The sequence below is a fragment of the Streptomyces massasporeus genome (assembly GCF_014648995.1).
GTDB classification, from domain to species: domain Bacteria; phylum Actinomycetota; class Actinomycetes; order Streptomycetales; family Streptomycetaceae; genus Streptomyces; species Streptomyces massasporeus.
Genome location: NZ_BMSE01000002.1, coordinates 804,082 through 827,087, shown reverse-complemented (window position 1 = coordinate 827,087; position 23,006 = coordinate 804,082). Strand labels below are relative to the sequence as shown.

The following is a 23,006-nucleotide window of genomic DNA, read 5'->3' as shown; positions in this document are numbered from 1 at the left end:
TCGTGCCGCATACGATGAGCCGCATGGGTGACGTGCTGGCCGGATTTCATGCCGCCTGGGAGTTCGAGTCCGACTCCGTGTGCATCCGCTATGAACGGGGGATTCGAGCACCCAAGCTCTTCCAGGCCCTCGGGGAACGCCGTGTGCCCCTGGAGGCGATCGCCGGGGTGACGCTGACCCGCGGGAAACGCGGCACGGTGGTCCTGCGCGTGGAGCCGCGCCCCGGGGCGGACCCGTTGCTGGAGGCGGCCGCCGGTCAGCTGAAGGAGAACGTCGACCCGTACCGGCTGGTGCTGCCCGCCGACCGGGAAGTCCTCGCGGAGTACTACGCCGACGAACTGCGGGGTCTGCTGACGGAGTCCGGGCCCGCCGATCGTTTCCTCGTGAAGCCGCCCGAGGGGCCGCTGTCGTTCAAGGCGTACGACGGGAAGGCGACCTTCGACGGACGCACCGTGAACTTCCGGTGGTTCTGGACGGGGGCGTCGTCGGCGAAGTGGAAGGCCGGCGACCAGAGCTTCTCCGTCGGGGAGCTGAACGGCGTGGAGTGGCGGTCGCCGGAGGTCTTCGAGGGGCATTTGCGGCTTTTGCGCCGGGATGCGGGAGTGTCGGGGACCCAAGCCGATCAGGATCCCGCGGCGGTGGTGTTCGGGCTGGGGTACGGCCCCGTGCACGAGTCGCTGCCGTTCGCCGCCGCGGTGTTGGCGGCGGTGCGGACGTCGAGTCCGGTGGCCGCCGTGCCCGCGCCGCGGCGGGATCCCGCGGACATCGCCGAGCGCATTCGTCACCTGGGTGAGCTACATCAGGCCGGGTTGGTGACGGATGAGGAGTTTTCGGTCAAAAAGGCCGAGTTGTTGGCGGAGCTTTAGCATCTGCCGGGATCTCGCCGTGGGCGGGCGCGGGTTCGTGCGTGGTTGATCGCGCCCACGCGGCGGAGCCGCACATCGACACAGTCCCGCGCCCCTGAGGGCGCGCCCCTGGGGGCGCTTCACTACTCCCTGCCTGCCGAGGTGAAGGTCATGTCCGCGTACCGCGTGCCCGCCACCTGGGCCGCTATGCCGTCCAGCAGGTCCAGTTGCTCGCCGGTCAGGACGATCCTGGTCGCCGCCGTGTTCTCCTCGACCCTGGAGGGCTTGCGGGTGCCCGGGATCGGAATGACCGGGAGGTCGTGGATCGTCGCCTGCTGCTGGGCCCAGGCCAGGGCCGTCTGACCGAGGGTCGCGTCATGGGCCTTGGCCACCGAGCGGATCAGCTCCAGCAGGGTCGCGTTCGCCGTGGCGTTGTCGCCGGTGAAGCGGGGCTGCTGGCGGCGGAAGTCGCCGTCGCTCAGGTCCTGGTCGGCGTTGGTGAAGGAGCCGGTGAGGAAGCCGCGGCCGAGGGGTGAGTACGCGACGAGGGCCACGCCCAGCTCGCGGGCCGCGGGGACGACGTGCGTCTCGATGTCGCGGCTGAACAGCGACCACTCCGACTGCACGGCGGCGATGGGGTGGACGGCGTGGGCGGCGCGCAGTTCACCGGCCGTGACCTCGCTCAGGCCGAGGTGCTTGACCTTGCCCTCGCGGACCAGGTCGGCCATGGTGCCGACGCTCTCCTCGATCGGCACGTTCACATCGCGCCGGTGCATGTAGTAGAGGTCGATGGCGTCGACGTCCAGGCGCTTCAGGCTCGCCTCGACGGCCTGGCGGATGTAGGGCGGGTCGTTGCGGATGACACGGCGCGTCGGGTCGTCCGGGGGTATCGACAGAGCGAACTTGGTCGCGATGACGACCTCGTCGCGGTGGGCCTTGAAGAAGGGCGCCAGGAACCGCTCGTTCTCGCCGGCGCCGTACGCGTCGGCCGTGTCGTAGAAAGTGACGCCCAGTTCGAGCGCCCGTTCCAGCGTGGCCCGGGACGCGTCCGCGTCCGAGGGGCCGTAGCCGAAGCTCATGCCCATGCAGCCCAGGCCCTGGACGCTCACCTCGGGACCGTGGTCGCCGAGCTTCGCCGTCGTGATCCTGCCGTCCGTCATCGGGACCTCTCCGACGCCAGGGCACGCCCGGCGTCCGCGTAGAAACTGATCTTCCGGTCGAGCACGGCGAGCGTGCCCCGGAGTTCGTCGATCCTGGCCAGGACGTCCTCGCGGGTCGTCTGGAGCAGTTCGAAGCGCTCGCCGTAGGTGTGGTCGCCCTCGCGCACCAGTTCCGCGTACCGGACCATGTCCGCGACCGGCATGCCCGTCAGGCGGAGCTTGCCGACGAGGTCGAGCCAGTCGAGGTCGCGGTTGGTGTAGCGGCGCTGGCCGGTGTGGGACCGGTCGATGTGCGGCATCAGGCCGATGCGCTCGTACCAGCGCAGGGTGTGTGCCGTCAGGCCGGTGAAGGCGACGACCTCGCTGATCGTGTAGTGGTCGTCACCGTCCGGGCGCCGGTTCTGCTGCTGCGTCGGGCCGGCGCAGGTATCGGTCCTGGTCCCCGTGGTCTCCATCACCGTCATGGCCCCAACGCTAGAACCTTGGAGTGCACTCCAAGCAAGCGCCGACGGTAAGAAATCGGCAGGACGTTTCCTGATCCGGCTGGTTAGCGTACGGACTCATGAGTGTTGTTCGTCGCGCCCTGCCCGAGGACGCCGAAGAAGTCCTGCGCCTGCGCCAGATCATGATCGACTCGATGTTCGCCGCCGACCCCTCCATCGCCTGGCACGGGGAGTCCCTGCCCACCCTGCGGGTCAAACTGGGCGACCCGGACGGGGACTTCACGGCGTTCGTCGTGGACCACCCGGAGCGGCCCGGGGCGCTGGCCTGCCTGGTGGCCGGGACGATCGACTACCGCATCGGCAAGGCCGGCGACCCGCAGGGCATGGTGGGTTTCGTGTTCAGCGTCGCCACCGACCCGGACGCCAGGCGCCGCGGGTATGCGCGGGCCTGCATGACCACGCTGCTGGAGTGGTTCCGCGAGCGCGGTGCCCGGCGCGTGCAGCTCACCGCGTCACCGGAGGCGGAGCCGCTGTACGTCTCCCTCGGGTTCCGCCCCAAGCCCGACCCTTTGCTGGAGCTCGCGCTCTGAGCGCATAGGCTCGAACGCATGTCGCTGAAGAGCCTCGCGTTGATCGATAACTGGCCGGTTCCCACCGCTGCGGCGGGTGTCGTACGGGCGGACGGCACGGTCCTCGGCACCCACGGGCCGGCCGCGCAGCGGTTCCGGCTCGCGTCGGTGACCAAGCCGCTGGCCGCCTACGCGGTGCTCGTGGCATACGAGGAGGGGGCCGTCGAGCTCGACGAGCCGGCGGGTCCCACCGGGTCGACGGTCCGGCACCTGCTCGCGCACACCTCGGGCCTCGCCTTCGACGAGCACAAGGTCACGGCCCCGCCCGGGGAGCGGCGGCTGTACTCCAACGCCGGCTTCGAACAGCTGGGCGACCATGTGGCGAAGGCCACCGACATCCCGTTCGGGGAGTACCTGCGGCAGGCCGTGCTGGAGCCGCTGGGCATGACCTCGACGACCCTGGAGGGCTCCCCGGCCAAGGACGGGGTGTCGACGGTGGAGGACCTGCTGCGGTTCGCGGCCGAGGTGCAGGCGCCGCGGCTGCTGGACCCCCGCACGGTCGCCTCGGCGATGACCGTGCACTGTCCGGGCACCAAGGGCGTCCTGCCGGGGTACGGCCACCAGAATCCCAACGACTGGGGGCTCGGCTTCGAGATCCGCGACTCCAAGTCGCCGCACTGGACGGGCTCCTCGTCCTCACCGCGCACGTTCGGGCATTTCGGGCAGTCCGGTACGTTCCTGTGGATCGACCCGGACGCGGGCGCGGCCTGCGTGGCCCTGGCGGACCGGGCGTTCGGGCCCTGGGCGACCGAGGCGTGGCCGGCCTTCACGGACGCGGTGCTCGCGGAGCTGTAGAGGGGCCCCGGGCGCTAGGTCATCTCCCAGACCAGCAGCTCCGCCTCCGTCACGCCCTCGGCCTCCAGGCCCTTGGCGTCCGTGATCCGGGCGGCGTCACCGGCGCCCAGTTCCTCGCCGTCGAGGCGGATGTCACCACGTACGACGTGCACGTACGCGTACGGCCCGTCCGGCACCGCCGTCCGCTCCCCCGCCCCCAGGCGCCGCACGTGCAGCATCGCGCCGGCCTCCGGGACGGCGTACGGCGTGGAGTCGGCGATGCCGTGGACGACCTCGTGGAACGGGTCGCCGCCGGGCCGCAGGGGTGCCAGCCACATCTGGATGAAGGTCAGGGGCTCCGGGCCGTCGTTGCGCTCCACGTGTCGCACCCCGCCCGCCGAGCTGAGCCGCTGCACGTCCCCGTGGCGTACCACCGACTCGTGTCCGGTGGAGTCCCGGTGGGTCAGCTCGCCCTCCACCACCCACGTCACGATCTCGGTGTGGCTGTGCGGGTGTTCGTCGAATCCGGCCCCGGGCGCGAGGCGCTCCTCGTTGCACGCGAGCACCGCGCCGAACCGGAGGTTGTCCGGGTCGTAGTGGAACCCGAAGGAGAAGGCGTGCCACGACTCGATCCCTGCGGCCGGATCCCCTCCGGGGTAGCGCCCGTCCGCGCGCCTGACGTCCATCACGAAGTCCACCGTAGACCCGGCGGCCCACCCTCCCGTCCGGATAAGGCAGTCTTGTCCCCGTGCCCGAACCCGAAACCGGCAAGAACGAAGCCGCAGCCCACGACGCCCATGCCCATGCCGCGACGCTGAAGCGGCTGGAGAAGTCGTCCGGATCGCTCGCCGCGCAGGCCATCGCGCGGATGGACGAGACGCTGCCCTGGTACCGGGCCATGCCCCCGGAGAACCGTTCCTGGATCGGTCTGGTCGCGCAGGCGGGCATCGCCGCGTTCACCGAGTGGTTCCGGCATCCGGACGCCCCGCAGGCCATCTCCACCGACGTGTTCGGCACCGCGCCGCGCGAGCTGACCCGGGCGATCACCCTGCGCCAGACCGTGGAGATGGTGCGCACCACCATCGAGGTCATGGAGAGCGCGATCGACGAGGTCGCGGCCCCGGGCGACGAGCGGGTACTGCGCGAGGCGCTGCTCGTCTACGCCCGGGAGATCGCCTTCGCCACGGCCCAGGTGTACGCCCAGGCCGCCGAGGCACGCGGTGCCTGGGACGCCCGGCTGGAGTCCCTGGTCGTGAACGCCGTGCTCAGCGGCGAGGCCGACGAGGGGGCCGTGTCCCGGGCCGCCGCCCTGGGCTGGAACTCCCCGGAGCACGTGTGCGTGGTGCTCGGTACGGCGCCCGACGGGGACAGCGAGCTGACCGTGGAGGCCATACGGCGCGCGGCCCGGCACGCCAAGCTCCAGGTGCTCACCGGGGTGCTCGGCGACCGGCTGGTCGTCATCGCCGGCGGCAGCGACAACCCGCTGGCCGTCGCCAAGTCGCTCATCGGCCCGTTCGCGGCCGGGCCGGTCGTGGCGGGCCCGGTGGTGCCGGACCTGCTGGCCGCGACCCGGTCCGCGCAGGCCGCCGCGGCCGGGCTGAAGGCGTGTTCCGCCTGGCAGGACGCCCCGCGCCCGGTCCTGGCGGACGATCTGCTCCCGGAGCGCGCGATGGCCGGGGACCCCTCGGCCCGTGAGCAGCTGGTGGAGGAGATCTACAGACCGCTGGAGGAGGCCGGGGCCGCGCTCCTGGAGACCCTCAGCGTCTATCTCGAACAGGCGAGCAGTCTCGAGGGCGCCGCACGGATGCTGTTCGTCCATCCCAACACCGTCCGCTACCGGCTTCGACGTGTGACTGACGTCACCGGCTGGTCACCCTCCGATGTACGCTCTGCGTTCACACTGCGGATCGCGTTGATCCTGGGGCGTCTGGTCGATGGAGATCTCCAGCCCTAAGGTTTTGTCGGGGCTCGACAAAACCCCCCCGTGTTCTTCGTCCCTGTCCCCACGGGCGGCCGTGCCCGTACCCAAGAGAGAGTGTGAGAGTGCTCGTACTCGTCGCTCCCGGCCAGGGCGCTCAGACGCCCGGCTTCCTGACCGAATGGCTCGACTTCCCCGGTGTTCGCGGTGCCCTCGAGGCCTGGTCCGACGCCGCGGGACTCGACCTGATCCGTTACGGCACCGAGGCCGACGCGGAGGAGATCCGCGACACCGCGGTGGCGCAGCCGCTGCTCGTCGCGGCCGGACTGGCGTCCGCCGCCCTGCTGTTCGACGACCCGGCCGAGCTGCCGCAGAAGGTCGGCGCGATCGCCGGACACAGCGTCGGTGAGTTCACCGCCGCCTCGCTCGCCGGAGTGCTCCCCCACGAGGAGGCGCTCCGCCTGGTCCGCACCCGCGGGCTCGGCATGGCCGAGGCCGCGGCCGTCACCGAGACGGGCATGGCCGCGCTGCTGGGCGGCGACCCGGCGGTGACGGTTGCGCACCTGGAGAAGCTCGGGCTGACCCCGGCGAACATCAACGGCGCGGGCCAGATCGTCGCGGCCGGCACGAAGGAGCAGCTCGCCGCGCTGGAGGCGGACAAGCCCGAGGGCGTGCGCAAGGTCGTCGCACTGAAGGTCGCCGGCGCGTTCCACACGCACCACATGGCACCGGCCGTCGACACGCTGGCCAAGGCCGCCGAGGCCCTGGCGCCCGGCGACCCGAAGGTCCGTTACGTCTCGAACAAGGACGGCCGGACCGTCGACGGCGGCGCCGAGGTGCTGGAGCGTCTGGTCGGCCAGGTCGCCAACCCGGTCCGCTGGGACCTGTGCATGGAGACCTTCAAGGAGCTCGGCGTCACGGCCCTGATCGAGGTGTGCCCCGGCGGCACCCTCACCGGCCTCGCCAAGCGGGCCCTGCCCGGCGTGAAGACGCTGGCCCTGAAGTCCCCCGCCGACCTCGACGCGGCTCGCGAGCTCATCGCCGAGCACGCCTGACCGCCGCCCCCAAGGAGCCGACCGCATGGCGAAGATCAAGCCCAGCAAGGGTGCCCCGTACGCGCGCATCCTCGGCGTCGGCGGCTACCGCCCGACCCGGGTCGTGCCGAACGAGGTGATCCTCGAGACGATCGACTCGTCCGACGAGTGGATCCGCTCGCGCTCCGGCATCCAGACGCGGCACTGGGCGAACGACGAGGAGACCGTCGCCGCGATGTCGATCGAGGCGTCCGGCAAGGCGATCGCCGACGCGGGGATCTCCGCCGAGCAGATCGGCGGCGTGATCGTCTCGACCGTCTCGCACTTCAAGCAGACCCCGGCCGTCGCCACCGAGATCGCCGACACGCTCGGCACGAACAAGGCCGCCGCGTTCGACATCTCGGCCGGCTGCGCGGGCTTCGGCTACGGCCTCACGCTCGCCAAGGGCATGATCGTCGAGGGCTCGGCGGAGTACGTCCTGGTGATCGGTGTCGAGCGGCTGAGCGACCTGACCGACCTGGAGGACCGCGCGACGGCCTTCCTGTTCGGTGACGGTGCCGGCGCGGTCGTGGTCGGCCCGGCCCAGGAGCCCGCGATCGGCCCCACCGTGTGGGGCTCCGAGGGCGACAAGTCCGAGACCATCAAGCAGACCGTGCCGTGGACGGACTACCGTTCCGGCGAGGTCGCGAAGTTCCCCGCCATCACGCAGGAGGGCCAGGCGGTGTTCCGCTGGGCCGTCTTCGAGATGGCGAAGGTCGCCAAGGAGGCGCTGGATGCCGCCGGCATCACCGCGGACGACCTGGACGTCTTCATTCCGCACCAGGCCAACGAGCGGATCATCGACTCGATGGTGAAGACACTCAAGCTGCCGGAGTCCGTCACGGTCGCCCGTGACGTACGCACCACCGGCAACACCTCGGCCGCCTCGATCCCGCTCGCGATGGAGCGGCTCCTGGCGACCGGAGAGGCGAAGAGCGGCGACACCGCGCTCGTCATCGGCTTCGGGGCGGGTCTCGTCTACGCCGCGACTGTCGTTACCCTCCCCTAGGCACTCCGTGCCGGATCATGCGATCCGGCACGCGAGGAAACACCTGCCACACCCTCTGGATATCTACGAAGGAGCGCCAACATGGCCGCCACTCAGGAAGAGATCGTCGCCGGTCTCGCCGAGATCGTGAACGAGATCGCCGGCATCCCGGTTGAGGACGTCCAGCTGGACAAGTCCTTCACCGACGACCTGGACGTCGACTCGCTGTCCATGGTCGAGGTCGTCGTCGCCGCCGAAGAGCGCTTCGACGTCAAGATCCCCGACGAGGACGTCAAGAACCTCAAGACCGTCGGCGACGCGACCGACTACATCCTCAAGCACCAGGGCTGATCGGCCGATCCGGCCTTTGGGCTGACTGCCCCGCCACCCGGCGGTGGCGCCGCTTAATCCTCGTAACCGTTGGAGAAAGAATTCCCGTGAGCCCGACCAATCACACCGTGGTCGTCACCGGTATCGGCGCAACCACACCGCTGGGTGGCGACGCAGCCTCTACCTGGGAGGGCCTGATCGCCGGCAAGTCCGGCGTCAAGCCCCTGGAGCAGGACTGGGCGGCCGACCAGGCCGTCAAGATCGCGGCCCCGGTCGCCGTGGAGCCGACCGAGGTCATCCCGCGGCCGCAGGCCCGCCGACTGGACCGCTCGGCGCAGTTCGCGCTGGTCGCGGCCAAGGAGGCCTGGGCCGACGCCGGTTTCGAAGCGAAGGCCGGCGAGGACCCGAACATCGACCCCGACCGGCTCGGCGCGGTCATCGCCTCCGGTATCGGCGGCGTGACGACACTGCTCGACCAGTACGACGTGCTGAAGGAGAAGGGCGTCCGCCGCGTCTCCCCGCACACCGTGCCCATGCTGATGCCCAACAGCCCCTCGGCGAACGTGGGCCTGGCCGTGGGCGCCCGTGCGGGCGTGCACACGCCGGTCTCCGCCTGCGCCTCGGGCGCCGAGGCCATCGGCTACGCCATCGAGATGATCCGCACCGGCCGCGCCGACGTCGTCGTCGCGGGTGGCACGGAGGCGGCGATCCACCCGCTGCCCATCGCCGCGTTCGGCAACATGATGGCGATGTCCAAGAACAACGACGACCCGCAGGGCGCGTCGCGTCCCTACGACACGGCCCGCGACGGCTTCGTCCTCGGTGAGGGCGCCGGTGTCGTGGTCCTGGAGTCCGCCGAGCACGCCGCGAAGCGCGGTGCCCGGGTGTACGCGGAGGCGGTCGGGCAGGGCATCTCCGCCGACGCGCACGACATCGTGCAGCCGGAGCCGGAGGGGCGGGGCATCTCGCACGCCCTGCAGAACCTGATGGACCGCAACGACCTGGACCCGGCGGAGATCGTGCACGTCAACGCACACGCGACGTCCACGCCGGCGGGTGACATCGCCGAGTTGAAGGCGCTGCGGAAGGTGTTCGGCGACGACGCCGACCACTTCGCGGTGTCCGCGACGAAGTCGATGACCGGGCATCTGCTGGGTGGTGCGGGTGGTGTCGAGACGGTGGCGACGGTGCTGGCGCTGTACCACCGGGTGGCTCCGCCGACGATCAACGTGGAGAACCTCGACCCCGAGGCCGAGGCGAATGCCGATGTCGTTCGGGGTGAGGCTCGGAAGCTGCCCGTCGAGGGGCGCATCGCCGCGCTGAACGACTCGTTCGGGTTCGGTGGGCACAACGTGGTGTTGGCGTTCCGGACGGTTTGATCCTGAGCGTTGAATGGCCCGAACTCCCGGTGGGGGGTTCGGGCCATTCGCCGTTTCGGTGACGTGGTGTGCCGGGTGCCGACCGGTGGGGGTTGTTCGCGCAGTTCCCCGCGCCCCTTACGGCACGTCCCCCCTCAGGTCCGTCTACACCACCTGGTGGAGCCAGCGGACCGGGGCGCCTTCTCCTGCGTAGCGGAAAGGTTCCAGTTCGTCGTCCCAGGGCTTGCCGAGGAGTTTGCTGAGTTCGGCTTCCAGGTCGGTCTCGCCGCGCTGGGAGCGCGTCAGGGCCGCTCTGAGCCGGTCCTCGGGGATGAGGATGTCGCCGTGGATGCCGGTGACAGCGTGGTAGATGCCGAGGTCGGGGGTGCAGCTGTAGCGCTCGCCCTCGGCGGTTGCGCAGGGTTCGGCGGTGACCTCGAAGCGGAGGAGGTGCCAGCCGCGGAGCGCGGAGGCGAGTTTGGACGCCGTGCCGACCTGGCCCTGCCAGGAGAACTCCGAGCGCCAGGTGCCCGGGGCGGCCGGCTGCCGGATCCAGTCCAGGCTGACGCGTGTGCCGAGCACCCCGGCGACGGCCCACTCGACGTGCGGGCACAGCGCGCGCGGCGCGGAGTGCACGTACAGAACTCCACGTGTCGTCACCGGAACCTCCGGGCAGAGCGGGACATGGTGCAAACGGGCGGAACGGCTGTGACCGGGCGGGTCACGTTGATGGCGAGGCTACCGTGCGGGGGCGCAAGGAGTGTGACGTACGGTCGGTCCAGGTGCCGGGAAACGCCTGCCATTCACCCAGGGGGACGCTTGTACGGGTGTGAGCCGTTGCACCTGATCGGTCGGGAACCCTCGTGCGTTGTTATTGGTGGGGGAGACAGGCACGGCGTGGCGAGGGGATGGACCAGGGATGCGGAAGCGAGGCCGTCGTACACGGGGCGTTCTGGCCGTGGTCGCGGCGGCCGTGCTGGGTGTCGCGGGGTGTGATGCCGTGGGGGGTGATTCCGCGGCCCCGTCCCAGAAGGCGAAGCCGTCGCCGAAGCCCACGCCGCTGTGGGACCGCAGCCCGGGTTCCGTCGCGGCCGTCGGGGACTCCATCACACGGGGGTTCGACGCCTGTGACGTGCTGTCGGACTGTCCGGAGGCGTCCTGGGCGACCGGTGCCAGCCCCGAGGTCGACTCGCTCGCGGTGCGGCTGCTGGGCAGGGCGGGGGCCGCGCAGCGCAGCTGGAACTACGCCGTGACCGGGGCGCGGATGGCCGATCTGCCCGGGCAGATGGCGCAGGCGGTGCGGCGCGAGCCGCAGTTGGTGACGGTGATGGTGGGGGCGAACGACGCCTGCCGGCGGACGCCTTCGGCGATGACTCCGGTCTCCGCCTTCCGCGCCGACTTCGAGGATTCCCTGCGCTCCCTGCGCAAGGCCCTGCCCAAGGCGCAGGTGTTCGTGGCGAGCGTGCCCAACCTGAAGCGGCTGTGGTCGGAGGGCCGGAGCAGCCCGATGGGCAAACAGGTGTGGAAGCTGGGCATCTGCCCGTCGATGCTGGGCGACGCGGACGCCCTGGACTCGGCGGCGACCCTGCGGCGGGACACGGTGCAGAAGCGGGTGGAGGACTACAACAAGGTCCTGAAGGAGGTCTGCGCCGAGGACAAGCGGTGCCGCTACGACGGGGGCGCGGTGTACGACTACCGCTTCGGCACCACCCAGTTGAGCCGCTGGGACTACTTCCACCCCAGCGTGAACGGACAGGCCCGGTTGGCGGAGATCGCCTACCGCACCGTCACCGCGAAAAATCCCCTGACTTAGAGTTCCGCACATGAACGAACTCTTCGGAACACTTTCCGACGGGACCCCGGTGCACCGCTGGACCCTGGAGCGGGCGGGAGTGCGGGTGCGGGTCCTGTCGTACGGCGGGATCGTGCAGTCCGTGGAGGTGCCGGACCGGGAGGGCCGGGCCGGGGACGTGGTGCTGGGGTTCCCGGATCTCGACGGGTATCTCGCCCATCCGGAGCCGTACCTCGGTGCCCTGGTCGGGCGGTACGCCAACCGGATCGCCGGCGGCCGGTTCACCCTCGACGGCCGGACGTACGCGCTGGAGCCGAACAACGGGCCGAACTCGCTGCACGGCGGGGAGCGCGGTTTCGACAAACGACTGTGGGACGCGGAGCCGGTCGGGCACGGGGTGCGGCTCACGCGGATCAGTGCGCACGGCGAGGAGGGGTTCCCGGGCCGGCTCGAGGTGTCGGCGACGTACACGCTGGACGAGTCCGGTGCGCTGCGGATCGCGTACGAGGCGGTGACGGACGCGCCGACCGTGGTGAACCTGACGAACCACAGCTACTTCAACCTGGCCGGTTCCGGTGACGCCGGCGGTCATGAACTGCGGCTGGCCGCCTCCCGGTACACGCCGGTGGACGCCGACCTGATCCCGGCCGGTGGCCCGCAGGACGTGACCGGCACGCGCTTCGACTTCCGCGAGACCCGCAAGACCGGCTCCGGCTACGACCACAACTTCGTGCTCGACAAGGGTGTGACGGGCACTCCGGTGGAGGTCGCCGAGCTGCACGATCCGGCGTCCGGGCGGTTGCTGACGGTGGCGACCACCGAGCCCGGCCTCCAGTTGTACACCGCCGACCACCTGTCCGGCCCCTTCGCGCCCGGCGACGGCATCGCACTGGAGACCCAGCACTTCCCGGACTCGCCGAACCGTCCGGAGTTCCCGACGACCGTGCTGCGGCCGGGCGAGGTGTTCCGCTCGGAGACGGTGTACGGCTTCGGCGTCCGCTGAAGGACGGCCCCCTGACGAACCACGAGCCCCGGTCCGGAGGTCAGGTCCCGGACCGGGGCTGCTTGGTGGGGAACGTGTCCCGGCTCAGACGTTAATCGTCGCGGTGATCCTGCGGTCCGTGATCGAGCGTCCGGCCTGGATCTCGTACGAACCCTTCACATATGACCACGAGCCGGTCGCTTCGTCCCAGATCTCGAAGGCGCGGCGTGGCACTTCGACGGTGGCTTCGCCGCTCTCGCCGGGGGCTGCCTCGACGCTCGCGAAGCCGGCCAGCCAGCGGGCCGGGCGGGTGGGGTCGGGGTCGCCGGGGGTGAGGTAGAGCTGGACGACCTCGCGGCCGGGGCGGTCGCCGGTGTTGCGGAGGCGGACCTTCGCGGTGGCTCCCTCGGCGCTCTCCTCCACCTCGACGGATTCGTAGGTCCAGTCGGTGTAGCCGAGGCCGTGACCGAAGGGGTAGGCGGGGCTGCGGCCGTGCCTCTCCCAGGCGCGGTAGCCGATGAAGACACCCTCGTCGTAGGGGAGTTCGCCGTTCTCCGGGACGACCCGGGTGACCGGGGCGTCGGTGAGGCTGCCCCAGGTGGTGGGCAGGCGGCCGCCGGGTTCGTGGGCGCCGGTGAGAACGTCCGCGAGGGCCGCGCCGCCCTCCTGTCCGGGGAACCAGGACAGGAGCACGGCGGCGACGTCGTCGCGCCACGGCAGTTCCACCGGGGAGCCGGAGTTGACGACCACGACGGTGTTCGGGTTGGCGGCGGCGACGGCGCGGACCAGGTCGTCCTGGCGGCCGGGCAGGCGCAGGTCGGTGCGGTCGAAGCCCTCGGACTCGACGCGTTCGGTGGTGGCGACCACGACGACGGCCGTGTCGGCGGCCCGGGCCGCCGCGGCGGCCTCGGCGATGAGTTCCTCGGCGTCGCGCTGCGGGTCCTGGTGGGCGAGGGTGAAGCCGATGACCCGCATGGGGTGGTCGCCGAGCGGTGGGACCGTGTAGGTGAGGGACACCTCGACCGGTTCACCCGCGGTGAGTTCGGGCCGGGCGTGGGGCACCGGGGCGCCGAAGAACGTCAGGAAGGGGTCGTCCCCGTCGGGCCGCTGGACGTCGTCGTAGTACGTGGTGTTCGCGACGGTCAGCCGGAACGGGCCGAGGCCCTTGATGCCGAAGGTGTGGGTGCCGGTCTCGCGCGGGGTGAAGGTGCCGGTCAGTTCGACGCTGTGCAGGGCGTCGTGGGTGACGCCGTCGGGGAGGTCGTCGCCCATCCACTGGATGTGGCCGCTGGGGGCGGAGCGGCTGCCGAGGACGGTGCCATGGCTGTCCCGGCAGACGGCGCGCAGCTCGAAGCCCTGGTCCGCGACGGGGAGTTCGGTGTTCGGGTCGGCGCCCAGGGCGTAGGTGAGGGTGCCGTCGGGGAGGGCGGCGGTGAGGCCGTCGAGCGGGGAGACGACCCGGGCGGGGAAGACGGTGGCGGAGCCGCCGCCGAGGACGCGGGCGTCGCGGGCGGCGGCGCCGATCAGCGCGACCCGGCCCGGCTTCAGCGGCAGCGCGCCGTTGTCGTTGCGGACGAGGACGAAGGAGCGGCGGGCGATCTCCCGGGCGAGGGCCTCGCCGTCGACGGTCGCGGGCAGGTCGGTGACGGCCGGTTCGGCGCCCCGGAGCACGCCGACCCGGGCGGCGAGGCGCAGGACGCGGCGGACGGCCTCGTCGACCAGGGCCTCGTCCGCCTCGCCGTCCCGCACCGTCCGGGCGAGGGCCTCGCCGTAGACGGTGCCGGGGCCGGGCATGGCGATGTCGAGGCCGCCGGTGAGGGCGCCGGTGGTGGAGCGGGCGGCGGTCCAGTCGGAGACGTTGACCCCGTCGAAGCCCCATGCGCCGCGCAGGACCTCGTTCACCAGGTGGTGATGCTCGGTCATGGTCGGGCCGTTGACGGAGTTGTAGGCGGTCATGATGCCCCAGGGGTGGGCGTTCTCGACGATCGCCTCGAAGGGGGCCAGGTACAGCTCGCGCAGGGCGCGTTCGCCGACGAGGTTGTTCACCGTGAGGCGGTCGGTCTCGGCGTCGTTGGCGACGAAGTGCTTGACGGTGGTGCCGACGCCGCCGGACTGGACGCCCCGGACATACGCGGCGCCGATCCGCCCGGTGAGGTACGGGTCCTCGCTGTAGGCCTCGAAGTGGCGGCCGCCGAGCGGGGAGCGGTGCAGGTTGACCGTGGGGGCGAGCAGGACGTGGACGCCCTTGCGGCGGGCCTCCTGGGCCAGCAGCACCCCGGTCCGGTGGGCCAGTTCGGGGTCCCATGTGGCGGCGAGGGCGGTCGGGGAGGGCAGGGCGACGGACGGGTCGTCGGCGCTCCAGTGCACGCCCCGGACGCCGATCGGGCCGTCGGACATGACCAGTGAGGCCAGTCCGGCCTCCGGGATCGCGGGCAGGCTCCACAGGTCCCGGCCGGCCAGCAGCCGCGTCTTGGCGTCCAGGTCGAGTGCGCCGAGGGCGGCCTCGACGGCGACCTCACGGGCCGCATCCTGCATTGCCGGTATCGTCTCCGCCACGTCGGCCTCCTCGTCGAAGTCGATGTACGTCATCATCCTGCCTCGGCAGCATGCGAAGGACTCGCGACCGCAACCAATCATTGAGCAACCCCCATGGCGAGCAACCACCTCCGCGAGAGCGGCGGCGGTTCAGCCGCAAAGGAGGGCACGGCGCGCGGAGATCGTGCGGGCCGCTCTGGAGGTGATCGCCGAGCGCGGTTACCGGGGGGCCGGCCTGGCCGCGGTCGCCGAACGGGTCGGGCTCACCCAGCAGGGGCTGCTGCACCACTTCCCGACGAAGGAGGCGCTGCTGGTGGCGGTGCTCCGGGAGCGGGACCGCTGGGACGCGATGCCCGCCGGGCGGCTGCGGCTCGACCTGCTGGCCTCGCTGGTCGAGTACAACGCCATGCGGCCCGCCATCGTCCAGACCTTCTCGGCGCTGCTCGGCGAGAGCGTGGCGGAGGGGCATCCGGCCCGGGCGTACTTCACGGAGCGCTACGTCGGGGTGCGGGCCGGCATGGCCGAGGTGCTGCGCACCGAGTACGGCGACCGGTTGCCGGGCGGCCTCACCCCCGAGCGGGCCGCACCGCTCCTCGTGGCGATCCTGGACGGGCTGCAGTACCAGTGGCTGCTGGACCCGGAGTCGGTCGACATGGCGGCCGCGTTCCGCGACTTCCTGACGCTGCTGGGCGAGAGCACCGACTAGCGGGCCGGTACGGCGGCGACGACCTCCACCTCGACGAGGGCCTCCGGGCGGAAGAGCCGGGCGGCCTCGAAGGTCATGCTGGTCGGCGGGGTCCCGGTGAGGAACTCCCGTCGTACGGCGCCGTATTCGTCCAGCTTGGAGATGTCGGTCAGGTAGGTGCGGATGTTGACGACGTCGGCCAGTCCGGCGCCGTGGGCCTTGAGCAGCGCGGTGAGAGTCTCGAAGACGCCCCGGGTCTGCTCGGCGAGCGTGGCACCCTCGGCGATCTGCCCGGAGACGAACAACAGGGCGCTGCCGTCGGGATGTTCGATGCGGGCGACCTGGGAGTAGTAGGGGCTCAGGGGCTGGGGCGCGGAGGCGGGGCTGTCCAGGCTGATCTGCATGCCGCCGACGCTAGGCGGACGTCCGCGATGCGACAAGCGAATGTCTAGCATGGCTGCCATGCCGAATACGCATGAGACTCCCCTGCCGAACACGCGTGAGACCGGGCCCGAACTCTCCAGCGTCTGGCTGCGGGTCTTCCTGGAGGTCGCCCGGCACGGCTCGTTCACGGTGGCGGCGCGGACGCTCGGCTGGACGCAGTCCGCGGTGTCCCGGCAGGTCGCCTCGCTGGAGGCCGCGTTGGACGGCGGCCCGCTCTTCGACCGGCTGCCGCGCGGAGTGGCACTGACGGAGGCGGGACGGCTGCTGGTGCCCTACGCCGAGACGGTCACCGGCGCGCTGCGCGACGCCCGGCGCGACCTGGGCGCCCTGCGCGAGGCGGCCGGCGGGCGGCTCCGGTTCGGCGCCTTCGCCACCGCCGACGCGGCCCTGGTGCCGCACGCCCTGGCCCTCTTCCGTGCCCGCCACCCGCGGGTCCGGGTCGTCCGCGAGGAGGGGTTCACGCCCGCGCTGCTCGACCGGCTGACGGCCGGTCACCTGGACCTCGCGGTCGTCTCGACGACGGGCCGCGCGCCGCTGGAGTCGTACGAGCTCCACCACCTCCTCGACGAGCCGCTGTACGTCGCCGTGCCCGCCGGCCATCCCCTCGCCGGACACGAAGGCCCGGTGCCGCTCGGCCGGTTCGCGGACGCCGACTGGATCTCCGGCAGCCCGCGGCCCGAGGGCACCCTCCTGGACGCGGCCCTGCGCCAGGGCTTCAGCCCGCGGGTCGCCCATGTCGTCGGCGAGTGGACCGCCAAGCAGGGCTACGTCGCCGCCGGGCTCGGCGTGACCCTCGTACCGGCGCTCGCGGCCGCGTCCGTGCGTCCGGACATCACGCTGCTGCGGGTCCTCGACGACGGCGCCCCGGCCCGGGCGGTGTACGCGGCGACCCTGCGCGGCCGGTCCCTGACCCCTGCGGCCTCGGCGTTCCTGGACGCGGTGCGGGAGGCGACGGCGACGATCCCCGCCTGAGCCCCGCCCATGGCGTGGACCACACCCGTCACGCGATACTTCGGCCGTCCGGCACCGACCCCCCACCGCGACGGAAGGCCTGAACACCCTTGAACTCCCTACGCGTTCGCCTCGGCGTCCTCGGCCTCGCCCTGCTGACCGGCTTCACCACCCCGACGGCGGCGAGCGCCGCCCAGGCGGCCCCCTCCCCCACCGTCGAGGAGCAGCGGCTCGGCAGAGCCGCCCCCCAGGAGATCCTGCGCCGCTCCGGGTTCGACACCGCGGCCCCGCGGCTGGCCCGGGCGCTGGAGGGGGCCCGCTCCTACGGGGAGGCGCGCCGGGCGGTCAGCCGTGAGGGCGCGCGGTTGTGGCAGCGTGCGGTCGACCGGGCGCAGGGGCGCGGGCCGGCCGAATATGAAGGGCGCGAAGCGCTTCCTTGGAAGGGTGGTGGTGGGCGACGGGCGGGCCTGAGCCGGGACGACGACCGGCCGCTGTACTGGGCGCGGCTCGGCATGACGCGTGACGTGCGCACCTGGGAGCCGGAGTTCGGCCTGACGGACGGGCAGCGGGCCGCGCTGCTGGACGAGCTGGAGCGCACCTCGCGCGGCCAGGACGCCATCCGGTATCCGCACGGCAAGGGCCTGAAGCGGATCCTGCTCACCGGCTTCGACCCGTTCACCCTGGACCGGGACATCCGCATCTCCAACCCCTCGGGCGCCACCGCGCTGGCCCTCGACGGCACGGTGATCGAGACGGCGGACGGCCCGGCCCGGGTCGAGACGGCCGTGTTCCCGGTGCGCTGGCAGGACTTCACCGACGGCACGGTGGAGCGGGCCCTGCGGCCGCACCTGCCGAAGGTCGACCTCTTCACGACGGTGAGCCAGGGCCGGGTCGGGCGGTTCGACATCGAGCGGACCAACGGGGCCTGGCGGGGCGGCTTCGGGGACAACGAGACCATCGGCCGTACCGAGACCGTGCCGGTGATCGACCCGGCCTCGCAGCCGCAGTGGACGACGACCACGCTGCCGTACGCGGCGATCACCGCCGCGCAGACCGGCCGTTTCCCGGTGTACGACAACACGAGCGTCACCGAGATCCCGGCCGACGGCACCGAGTCCGTCGTGCGCCCGGACGGGCCGACGCCCGGTTCGACCGCCCGTGCGGGCGGGGGCGGGGACTACCTGTCCAACGAGATCGCCTACCGGGCGACGCTGCTGCGGGACCGCCTGGGGCTGCACGGCACGCTGCCGGGCGGGCATGTGCACACGCCCGTGCTGCAGTTCGCCGCCGGGAACACCTCCGAGGTCACCGACCCGGAGTTCGTGCGGAACCGGCTGGACATCATCGCCCAGGTGCGGGCGATCCTGAAGGTGGCTGTGGAAACGTCGTAGCGGCCTGGTCGCCCGCCTCGCCACCCTCGTCGATCTCCTCACCCAGCAGGTCACGCGCCATGAGGGTGGCGCCCGCGACCGCGCCCGGCATCAGGAACACCGCGACGAACGGCACCAGGAAGGACACGGCGAGCGGTGTGCCGAAGCCCCAGACGAGGGTCTTGCGGGAGCGCAGCAGGGTGAGGCGGGTGCGCAGTTCGACGCTGCGGCGCTGGAGGGCGACGGCGGTCAGTTCCTCGGTGAGGAAGAACCCGGTGACGAAGAACCCGATCACCGGGACGGCCGTCTGCCCGACCACCGGGATGAAGCCACACCCGAACAGCAGCACACCCCACAGGGCGGCCCGCACCACGATCCGCAGGCTGTCCCGGGCGGAGATCCACAGCTCGCGCCAGAGCGGCAGCCCCGACTCGGGGGCGTGCCCGTCCGGGGACACGTCCCGGTCGACCTTCTCGGAGAGGTTCTCGTAGAAGGGCTGCCCGATCAGCAGGGTCACGGCGGTGAAGGTCACGACGGACAGGAGCAGGCCGAGGGCGAACAGCACGGCGGTCAGGAAGCCGCGAAAGAGCCCGCGCCACGGGCTGGACCAGTCGTCCGCGAAGGGCGTCGCCCAGCCCACGAGGTCCTCGCCCCACAGCGCCAGCGCGACGAGCGCCGCCGCGTACAGGACGAGGGTGATCAGGCCCGGGAGCAGCCCGAAGCCGTACTGCCTTCCGTGCCGGGCCACCCATCGCTGGCCCTTCAGGAGGTACCGGAAACCCGCCCCTAGATCGCGCATGGGGAAACCCTATCCGGGCAGGCCCGGCCACTCCCGACAGGGCCGTACGGGGCTCCGGTGACACCAAGGCGCCCTTGTTGCCGTTGAGTCGAAGCGGTACACCTCGCCGTACCGATCTCAGGAAGCCCCGGAGGAGGCACGCGTGCGCACCACGAGAAGCGTTCCTGCGAGACCTGTACTGATCACCGCCCTGGCCCTGGCCACGGCGGGTTCACTCCTGCTCACCCCCGGCGCCGCGGGCGCGGACCCGAAGCCCGTCACCCGTGAGGGCGCCGCCGTGGACGACCACGCGGCACAGGCTCCCTCGAGCGCGACGCGACGCGCGTTGACCGAGGACGTCCCCACCGGCACCACCACCCGCGCCTACCCCCGCCGCCTGGTTCTCTCCCCCGATCGGGAGAACCCCGGCGACACGTCCCTGAAGCTGGGTCTCACGCCGTACCACGCGATCGCGCCGAAACTGAACGCGTTACAGCGTCTGGGCGACCGGGTGAGCGTGGAGGTCACGGGCCGCTCGGCCGGCGGCCACCGCCTCTACCTCGTCACCGTCACCGCCCCGGAGACCACTCGGGAGGCCCGCGCCCAGGAGCGGATGCGCGAGCTGATCCGGGACGCCCCCGCCGCGGCGGCCACGTCCCGGGAGATCAAGCGCGACTACAAGACGCCGGTCTTCGTCAACAACAACATCCACGGCAACGAGTGGGAGGGCACGGACGCCTCCCTGAAGACCATCGAGCGGCTCGCGACGGCGAAGGACACGAAGACCAGGGACCTCCTCGCGCACAGCCGCCTGTACTTCAACATCACGGCCAACCCGGACGGCCGGATCGCCGGGACCCGCGCCAACGCGAACGGTTTCGATCTGAACCGGGACTTCGTCACCGCCTCCCAGCCCGAGACGCGGGCGATGCGGCAGATCGAACTCGGTACGCAGCCGGCCGTCCTGCTCGACCTGCACGGCTACGTCAACGGCACCCTCATCGAGCCCACCACTCCCCCGCACGGCGAGAACTACGAGTACGACCTCTTCCTGAAGAACACCTACGCCAACGCCCTCGGCATGGAGTCCGCGGTCAACGCCCTCGGCTACACGCCGGCGAAGGACGGTGTGGAGGCGGCCCAGATCCCGTTCCGCGACCAGGAGGAGGGCTGGGACGACTGGCCGCCGATCTTCACCCCGCAGTACGCGGCCTTCCACGGCACGGTGGCCGCCCACACGGTGGAGATCCCGCTCGCGGTGAACAACGAGGAGTACGACGAGCTGCCCGTCCCGGAGCTGCGCCGCCGCTCGGCGATCAACACGGCCGTGGCGGGCGCGGCGATCGGCGCGACCCTGGCCCATGTCCGCGAGCACCGCGGCACCCTGATCACCGACCAGATCGAGGTCTTCCGCCGCGGCGCGACGGGCGCCGCGCAGGTGCCGGTGTCGGCACAGACGGTCCCCGGCGTCCCCGGCATCGGCCCGGAGGACGTCTACACGACCAGGTTCCCGCGCGCCTACGTCATCCCGCCCGGCGACGCCCGCAGCCGGCGCTCGGGGCCCGCCGCCGCCCGTCTGGTCGACCACCTCATCGCCAACGACGTCCGGGTCACCCGCGCCACCCGCCCCTTCCGGCTCGCCGGACGGACCTACCCCACGGGCTCGTACGTCGTCGACATGCACCAGCCCAAGCGCGGCATGGCGAACGTGCTGCTGGCCGACGGCCGGGACATCAGCGGCAAGGTCTCGGTGATGTACGACATCTCCGGCTGGAGCCTGGGCCGTCTGTGGGGCGCCACGGTCGAGCGGGTGCCGTCGGGCAGCCTGCGGGGTGCTCCGCTGCGCGCGATCGGTGAGGCCGCGCCGGTCGCCCACGTGCCCGCGCGCGGCAACCTCCGGCTGGCCCTGACCGACCCGCGCGAGATCGCCGCCCTCAACTCCCTGCTCCGGCAGGGCGTCCCGGTCCGGCGGGCGGACGACGGCAGCGTGGTCGTCCCGGCGTCGGCCCGCCGGGCGGCGCGCACGGCCGCCCGCGACCACGACGTCTCCTTCTCGGGCACGCGGCAGACCGGAGCGGCACCGCTGCACCGCCTGCGTGTCGCCGCCGCCGTCACGCCGGGTGAGCTGTTCGCCCTGCGGGAGATGGACTTCGACGTCACACCGGTCTCGACGGGCGTCCTGAACGCGGGCTTCGACTGGTCCGGCACGGACGTGCTGTTCGTGTCCGCCGGCCTGGAGCACGCGGACCTGACCGCCCCCGCCCGGCAGGCCCTGGACACCTTCCTGGACGGGCACGGCCTGGTCGGCCGGGGCGCCACGGGGGCGGCCCTGAACGCGGCGGCGGGCCGGCTGGCCGTCAAGCCGGTGGAGGGCAACGCGGATGCGAACGGTGTGGTGAAGGTGACCAACACGGGCGGCATCACGCGCGACGCACCGGACCACGGCTTCGTCTACGCCCCGCTCTGGTTCACCGACCCGGGCCCCGGCGTCCGCGTGGAGCAGTCGTACGCGACCGGAAATCCGCTGGTCTCCGGGCACTGGCGGCCGCTGCGGGACGGCACCGGCGGTCCCGCCGCTGCCGCCGGGCAGGCCTCGGTCGTCAGCGGGGGCAACACGGTCCTCTTCGGCACCGAACCACTCTTCCGGAACCACCCCAAGGGGGAATTCCCGCAGGTGGCGAGGGCATTGTTCACAGTGGCACACAGCGCTTCAGTCAAGGAGAGCGGATGACGCAAGAGATCCACGGCACCGTGGCGGACGGCTTCGAGGCGGTGCGCGAGGAGTTCACCGCGTTCGTCGCCGGGGAGCGAGCCGACTACGAGGGGCAGCTGTGCGCCTACGTCCACGGCCGGAAGGTCGTCGACCTGTGGGCGGGGACCGACGCGGACGCCCTCTACGGTGTGTTCTCGTCCACCAAGGGCGCCGCCTACCTGGTCGTGGCTCTGCTCGTCCAGGACGGCACGCTCGAACTGGACCGCAAGGTGACGTACTACTGGCCGGAGTTCGCGGCCGAGGGCAAGGGCGCCCTGACCCTGCGGGATCTGCTGGCGCACCGGGCGGGCGTGGTCGGCACGGACACCGGCTTCTCGCTCGCGGAGCTGGCCGACGACCGCCAGCTCGCCGAGCGGCTCGCCGACCAGCGGCCGTTCTGGCGCCCGGGCACGGCGTTCGGCTATCACGCGCTGGTCGGCGGCGCCCTGGCCGGCGAGGTCGTACGCCGCGCGACGGGCCGCACGCTCCAGGACGTCTACCAGGAGCGCATCAGGACTCCGTACGGACTGGACGTCCACCTGGGACTGCCCGCGCCCGGGGAACCGCGTTTCCGCACCACCCAGCCGATGGATCCGACGCCCGAGCAGCAGGCCGCCCTCGACGCCGCCCCCACGGGCCCGCACGCGCTGGCCTCGATCGCGTTCAACCGCAACGCGGCGGAGCCGACCGACCTCGTCTCCCTCCCGAACATGCCGCTGATCCGCGCCAAGGGCCCGGCATCGGTGGGCGGGGTGGCGTCCGCGCGGGGCCTGGCGGGGATGTACGCGGCGGCGATCAGCGAGGTGGGTGAGCAACCGGCGCTGCTGAAGCCGGACACGGTGGCGGAGTTCGGCCAGTTCCACTCGGCCGGCTACGACCTGGTGGCCCGGGCCCACAAGTCGTTCGGGCTCGGCTTCCAGATGACGGCTGACACGTGGCACCCGTTCCTCGGTGCCGGGACGATCGGGCACAGCGGCGCGGGCGGCTCCCAGGCCTTCGCGGACCCCTGGAGCGGCCTCGCCTACGGCTACACGCGCCGCCGGTTCGCCTTCCCGGGCGGGGCGGCCCCGGAGAACGACCGGCTGGCGCGGGCGGTGCACGCGGCGGCGCTCGCCCTCTGAGGCCCGGCACGGGCGGAGAGGCCTGAGCGCGGGCGAAGAAGCCGGAGCAGGACCAGCAGAGAGGCCTGAGCAAGGGCG

At 72.0% G+C, this 23,006-nt stretch carries 22 protein-coding genes; 15 read left to right on the top strand and 7 right to left on the bottom strand.

The features are described 5' to 3' along the window. Nucleotides 1-14: 14 nt before the first annotated feature. Nucleotides 15-866 carry a DUF4429 domain-containing protein gene (locus IE153_RS08530; RefSeq protein WP_189589274.1) on the top strand — a complete coding sequence of 284 codons (852 nt, stop codon included), beginning with the start codon at nt 15-17 and terminating at the stop codon, nt 864-866. A 122-nt stretch (nt 867-988) separates the two neighbouring features. On the opposite strand, the gene IE153_RS08525 is transcribed toward IE153_RS08530, so the two are convergent. Next, nucleotides 989-2,005, bottom strand: a complete 1,017-nt coding sequence (locus IE153_RS08525; protein ID WP_189589113.1) for an aldo/keto reductase — start codon at nt 2,003-2,005, stop codon at nt 989-991. Next, nucleotides 2,002-2,469 carry a MerR family transcriptional regulator gene (locus tag IE153_RS08520; protein ID WP_031104091.1) on the bottom strand — a complete coding sequence of 156 codons (468 nt, stop codon included), beginning with the start codon at nt 2,467-2,469 and terminating at the stop codon, nt 2,002-2,004. The genes IE153_RS08525 and IE153_RS08520 overlap by 4 nt, the downstream gene beginning before the upstream one ends. Nucleotides 2,470-2,567: 98 nt before the next feature. Between IE153_RS08520 and IE153_RS08515 the strand changes: the two genes are divergently transcribed. Both IE153_RS08515 and IE153_RS08510 read left to right on the top strand, forming a co-directional pair. Continuing rightward, nucleotides 2,568-3,038 (top strand): GNAT family N-acetyltransferase, encoded by a 471-nt coding sequence (locus IE153_RS08515; protein WP_189589112.1) that lies wholly within the window; start codon nt 2,568-2,570, stop codon nt 3,036-3,038. A gap of 18 nt (nt 3,039-3,056) precedes the next feature. Continuing rightward, nucleotides 3,057-3,872 carry a serine hydrolase domain-containing protein gene (locus IE153_RS08510; RefSeq protein WP_189589111.1) on the top strand — a complete coding sequence of 272 codons (816 nt, stop codon included), beginning with the start codon at nt 3,057-3,059 and terminating at the stop codon, nt 3,870-3,872. A 14-nt stretch (nt 3,873-3,886) separates the two neighbouring features. On the opposite strand, the gene IE153_RS08505 is transcribed toward IE153_RS08510, so the two are convergent. Next, nucleotides 3,887-4,537, bottom strand: a complete 651-nt coding sequence (locus IE153_RS08505; protein WP_189589273.1) for a pirin family protein — start codon at nt 4,535-4,537, stop codon at nt 3,887-3,889. A gap of 62 nt (nt 4,538-4,599) precedes the next feature. Between IE153_RS08505 and fasR the strand changes: the two genes are divergently transcribed. From fasR to fabF, 5 genes are all read left to right on the top strand, one after another. Further along, nucleotides 4,600-5,805 carry a fatty acid biosynthesis transcriptional regulator FasR gene (fasR, locus tag IE153_RS08500; protein ID WP_189589110.1) on the top strand — a complete coding sequence of 402 codons (1,206 nt, stop codon included), beginning with the start codon at nt 4,600-4,602 and terminating at the stop codon, nt 5,803-5,805. 89 nt (nt 5,806-5,894) lie between these two features. Beyond that, a complete protein-coding gene (locus IE153_RS08495) occupies nt 5,895-6,824 on the top strand; it encodes an ACP S-malonyltransferase (RefSeq protein ID WP_097216402.1) in 930 nt (309 codons plus the stop codon). Nucleotides 6,825-6,849: 25 nt separating this feature from the next. Further along, a complete protein-coding gene (locus IE153_RS08490) occupies nt 6,850-7,851 on the top strand; it encodes a ketoacyl-ACP synthase III (protein WP_189589109.1) in 1,002 nt (333 codons plus the stop codon). Nucleotides 7,852-7,932: 81 nt separating this feature from the next. Beyond that, a complete protein-coding gene (locus IE153_RS08485) occupies nt 7,933-8,181 on the top strand; it encodes an acyl carrier protein (protein WP_003989952.1) in 249 nt (82 codons plus the stop codon). An 86-nt stretch (nt 8,182-8,267) separates the two neighbouring features. Then, nucleotides 8,268-9,539: a beta-ketoacyl-ACP synthase II gene (gene fabF, locus IE153_RS08480; protein ID WP_189589108.1), complete on the top strand. Its 1,272-nt coding sequence runs from the start codon at nt 8,268-8,270 to the stop codon at nt 9,537-9,539. Between the two features lie 144 nt (nt 9,540-9,683). Here the strand turns inward: fabF and IE153_RS08475 are convergent, their stop codons facing one another. After that, a complete protein-coding gene (locus tag IE153_RS08475) occupies nt 9,684-10,178 on the bottom strand; it encodes a DUF3145 domain-containing protein (protein ID WP_030836890.1) in 495 nt (164 codons plus the stop codon). Between the two features lie 259 nt (nt 10,179-10,437). On the opposite strand from IE153_RS08475, the gene IE153_RS08470 reads away from it, so the two are divergent. Continuing rightward, the gene (locus IE153_RS08470) at nt 10,438-11,331 is read left to right on the top strand and encodes an SGNH/GDSL hydrolase family protein (RefSeq protein ID WP_189589107.1); all 894 of its coding nucleotides are present in this window, start codon (nt 10,438-10,440) and stop codon (nt 11,329-11,331) included. Between the two features lie 10 nt (nt 11,332-11,341). Then, nucleotides 11,342-12,313, top strand: a complete 972-nt coding sequence (locus tag IE153_RS08465; RefSeq protein WP_189589106.1) for an aldose epimerase family protein — start codon at nt 11,342-11,344, stop codon at nt 12,311-12,313. An 84-nt stretch (nt 12,314-12,397) separates the two neighbouring features. On the opposite strand, the gene IE153_RS08460 is transcribed toward IE153_RS08465, so the two are convergent. Further along, nucleotides 12,398-14,881 carry a beta-glucosidase H gene (locus tag IE153_RS08460; RefSeq protein WP_229828910.1) on the bottom strand — a complete coding sequence of 828 codons (2,484 nt, stop codon included), beginning with the start codon at nt 14,879-14,881 and terminating at the stop codon, nt 12,398-12,400. Between the two features lie 130 nt (nt 14,882-15,011). Here IE153_RS08460 and IE153_RS08455 point away from each other — a divergent pair, with 130 nt between their 5' ends. Continuing rightward, nucleotides 15,012-15,533 carry a TetR/AcrR family transcriptional regulator gene (locus IE153_RS08455; protein ID WP_308432148.1) on the top strand — a complete coding sequence of 174 codons (522 nt, stop codon included), beginning with the start codon at nt 15,012-15,014 and terminating at the stop codon, nt 15,531-15,533. Here IE153_RS08455 and IE153_RS08450 read toward each other — a convergent pair. Beyond that, entirely contained in the window at nt 15,530-15,916 is a 387-nt protein-coding gene (locus IE153_RS08450) for a RidA family protein (RefSeq protein WP_189589105.1), read from the bottom strand. The two genes, IE153_RS08455 and IE153_RS08450, sit on opposite strands and share 4 nt — an antisense overlap. Nucleotides 15,917-15,974: 58 nt before the next feature. Between IE153_RS08450 and IE153_RS08445 the strand changes: the two genes are divergently transcribed. Together IE153_RS08445 and IE153_RS08440 are read left to right on the top strand one after the other, a co-directional pair. Then, a complete protein-coding gene (locus IE153_RS08445) occupies nt 15,975-16,928 on the top strand; it encodes a LysR family transcriptional regulator (RefSeq protein WP_435811897.1) in 954 nt (317 codons plus the stop codon). 89 nt (nt 16,929-17,017) lie between these two features. Next, complete coding sequence (locus IE153_RS08440) at nt 17,018-18,298, top strand: pyroglutamyl-peptidase I (protein WP_189589103.1); 1,281 nt, start codon at nt 17,018-17,020, stop codon at nt 18,296-18,298. On the opposite strand, the gene IE153_RS08435 is transcribed toward IE153_RS08440, so the two are convergent. After that, nucleotides 18,249-19,076 carry an EI24 domain-containing protein gene (locus tag IE153_RS08435; protein WP_189589102.1) on the bottom strand — a complete coding sequence of 276 codons (828 nt, stop codon included), beginning with the start codon at nt 19,074-19,076 and terminating at the stop codon, nt 18,249-18,251. The genes IE153_RS08440 and IE153_RS08435 overlap by 50 nt on opposite strands. 142 nt (nt 19,077-19,218) lie before the next feature. Here IE153_RS08435 and IE153_RS08430 point away from each other — a divergent pair, with 142 nt between their 5' ends. Together IE153_RS08430 and IE153_RS08425 are read left to right on the top strand one after the other, a co-directional pair. Beyond that, entirely contained in the window at nt 19,219-21,786 is a 2,568-nt protein-coding gene (locus tag IE153_RS08430) for a M14 family zinc carboxypeptidase (protein ID WP_189589101.1), read from the top strand. Next, complete coding sequence (locus IE153_RS08425) at nt 21,783-22,928, top strand: serine hydrolase domain-containing protein (protein WP_189589100.1); 1,146 nt, start codon at nt 21,783-21,785, stop codon at nt 22,926-22,928. Before IE153_RS08430 ends, IE153_RS08425 begins: the two co-directional genes overlap by 4 nt. Nucleotides 22,929-23,006 lie beyond the last annotated feature (78 nt).

What these genes read in the sequence shown, in the direction of transcription:
- IE153_RS08490 (WP_189589109.1), top strand. Translation starts at nt 6,850, where the DNA reads ATGGCGAAGATCAAGCCCAGCAAGGGTGCCCCGTACGCGCGCATCCTC.
- IE153_RS08470 (WP_189589107.1), top strand. Translation starts at nt 10,438, where the DNA reads ATGCGGAAGCGAGGCCGTCGTACACGGGGCGTTCTGGCCGTGGTCGCG.
- IE153_RS08445 (WP_435811897.1), top strand. Translation starts at nt 15,975, where the DNA reads ATGCCGAATACGCATGAGACTCCCCTGCCGAACACGCGTGAGACCGGG.
- IE153_RS08505 (WP_189589273.1), bottom strand. Translation starts at nt 4,537, where the DNA reads ATGGACGTCAGGCGCGCGGACGGGCGCTACCCCGGAGGGGATCCGGCC.
- IE153_RS08425 (WP_189589100.1), top strand. Translation starts at nt 21,783, where the DNA reads ATGACGCAAGAGATCCACGGCACCGTGGCGGACGGCTTCGAGGCGGTG.
- IE153_RS08525 (WP_189589113.1), bottom strand. Translation starts at nt 2,005, where the DNA reads ATGACGGACGGCAGGATCACGACGGCGAAGCTCGGCGACCACGGTCCC.
- IE153_RS08520 (WP_031104091.1), bottom strand. Translation starts at nt 2,469, where the DNA reads ATGACGGTGATGGAGACCACGGGGACCAGGACCGATACCTGCGCCGGC.
- IE153_RS08530 (WP_189589274.1), top strand. Translation starts at nt 15, where the DNA reads ATGAGCCGCATGGGTGACGTGCTGGCCGGATTTCATGCCGCCTGGGAG.
- IE153_RS08485 (WP_003989952.1), top strand. Translation starts at nt 7,933, where the DNA reads ATGGCCGCCACTCAGGAAGAGATCGTCGCCGGTCTCGCCGAGATCGTG.
- IE153_RS08435 (WP_189589102.1), bottom strand. Translation starts at nt 19,076, where the DNA reads ATGCGCGATCTAGGGGCGGGTTTCCGGTACCTCCTGAAGGGCCAGCGA.
- IE153_RS08510 (WP_189589111.1), top strand. Translation starts at nt 3,057, where the DNA reads ATGTCGCTGAAGAGCCTCGCGTTGATCGATAACTGGCCGGTTCCCACC.
- IE153_RS08450 (WP_189589105.1), bottom strand. Translation starts at nt 15,916, where the DNA reads ATGCAGATCAGCCTGGACAGCCCCGCCTCCGCGCCCCAGCCCCTGAGC.
- IE153_RS08515 (WP_189589112.1), top strand. Translation starts at nt 2,568, where the DNA reads ATGAGTGTTGTTCGTCGCGCCCTGCCCGAGGACGCCGAAGAAGTCCTG.
- IE153_RS08460 (WP_229828910.1), bottom strand. Translation starts at nt 14,881, where the DNA reads ATGACGTACATCGACTTCGACGAGGAGGCCGACGTGGCGGAGACGATA.
- IE153_RS08465 (WP_189589106.1), top strand. Translation starts at nt 11,342, where the DNA reads ATGAACGAACTCTTCGGAACACTTTCCGACGGGACCCCGGTGCACCGC.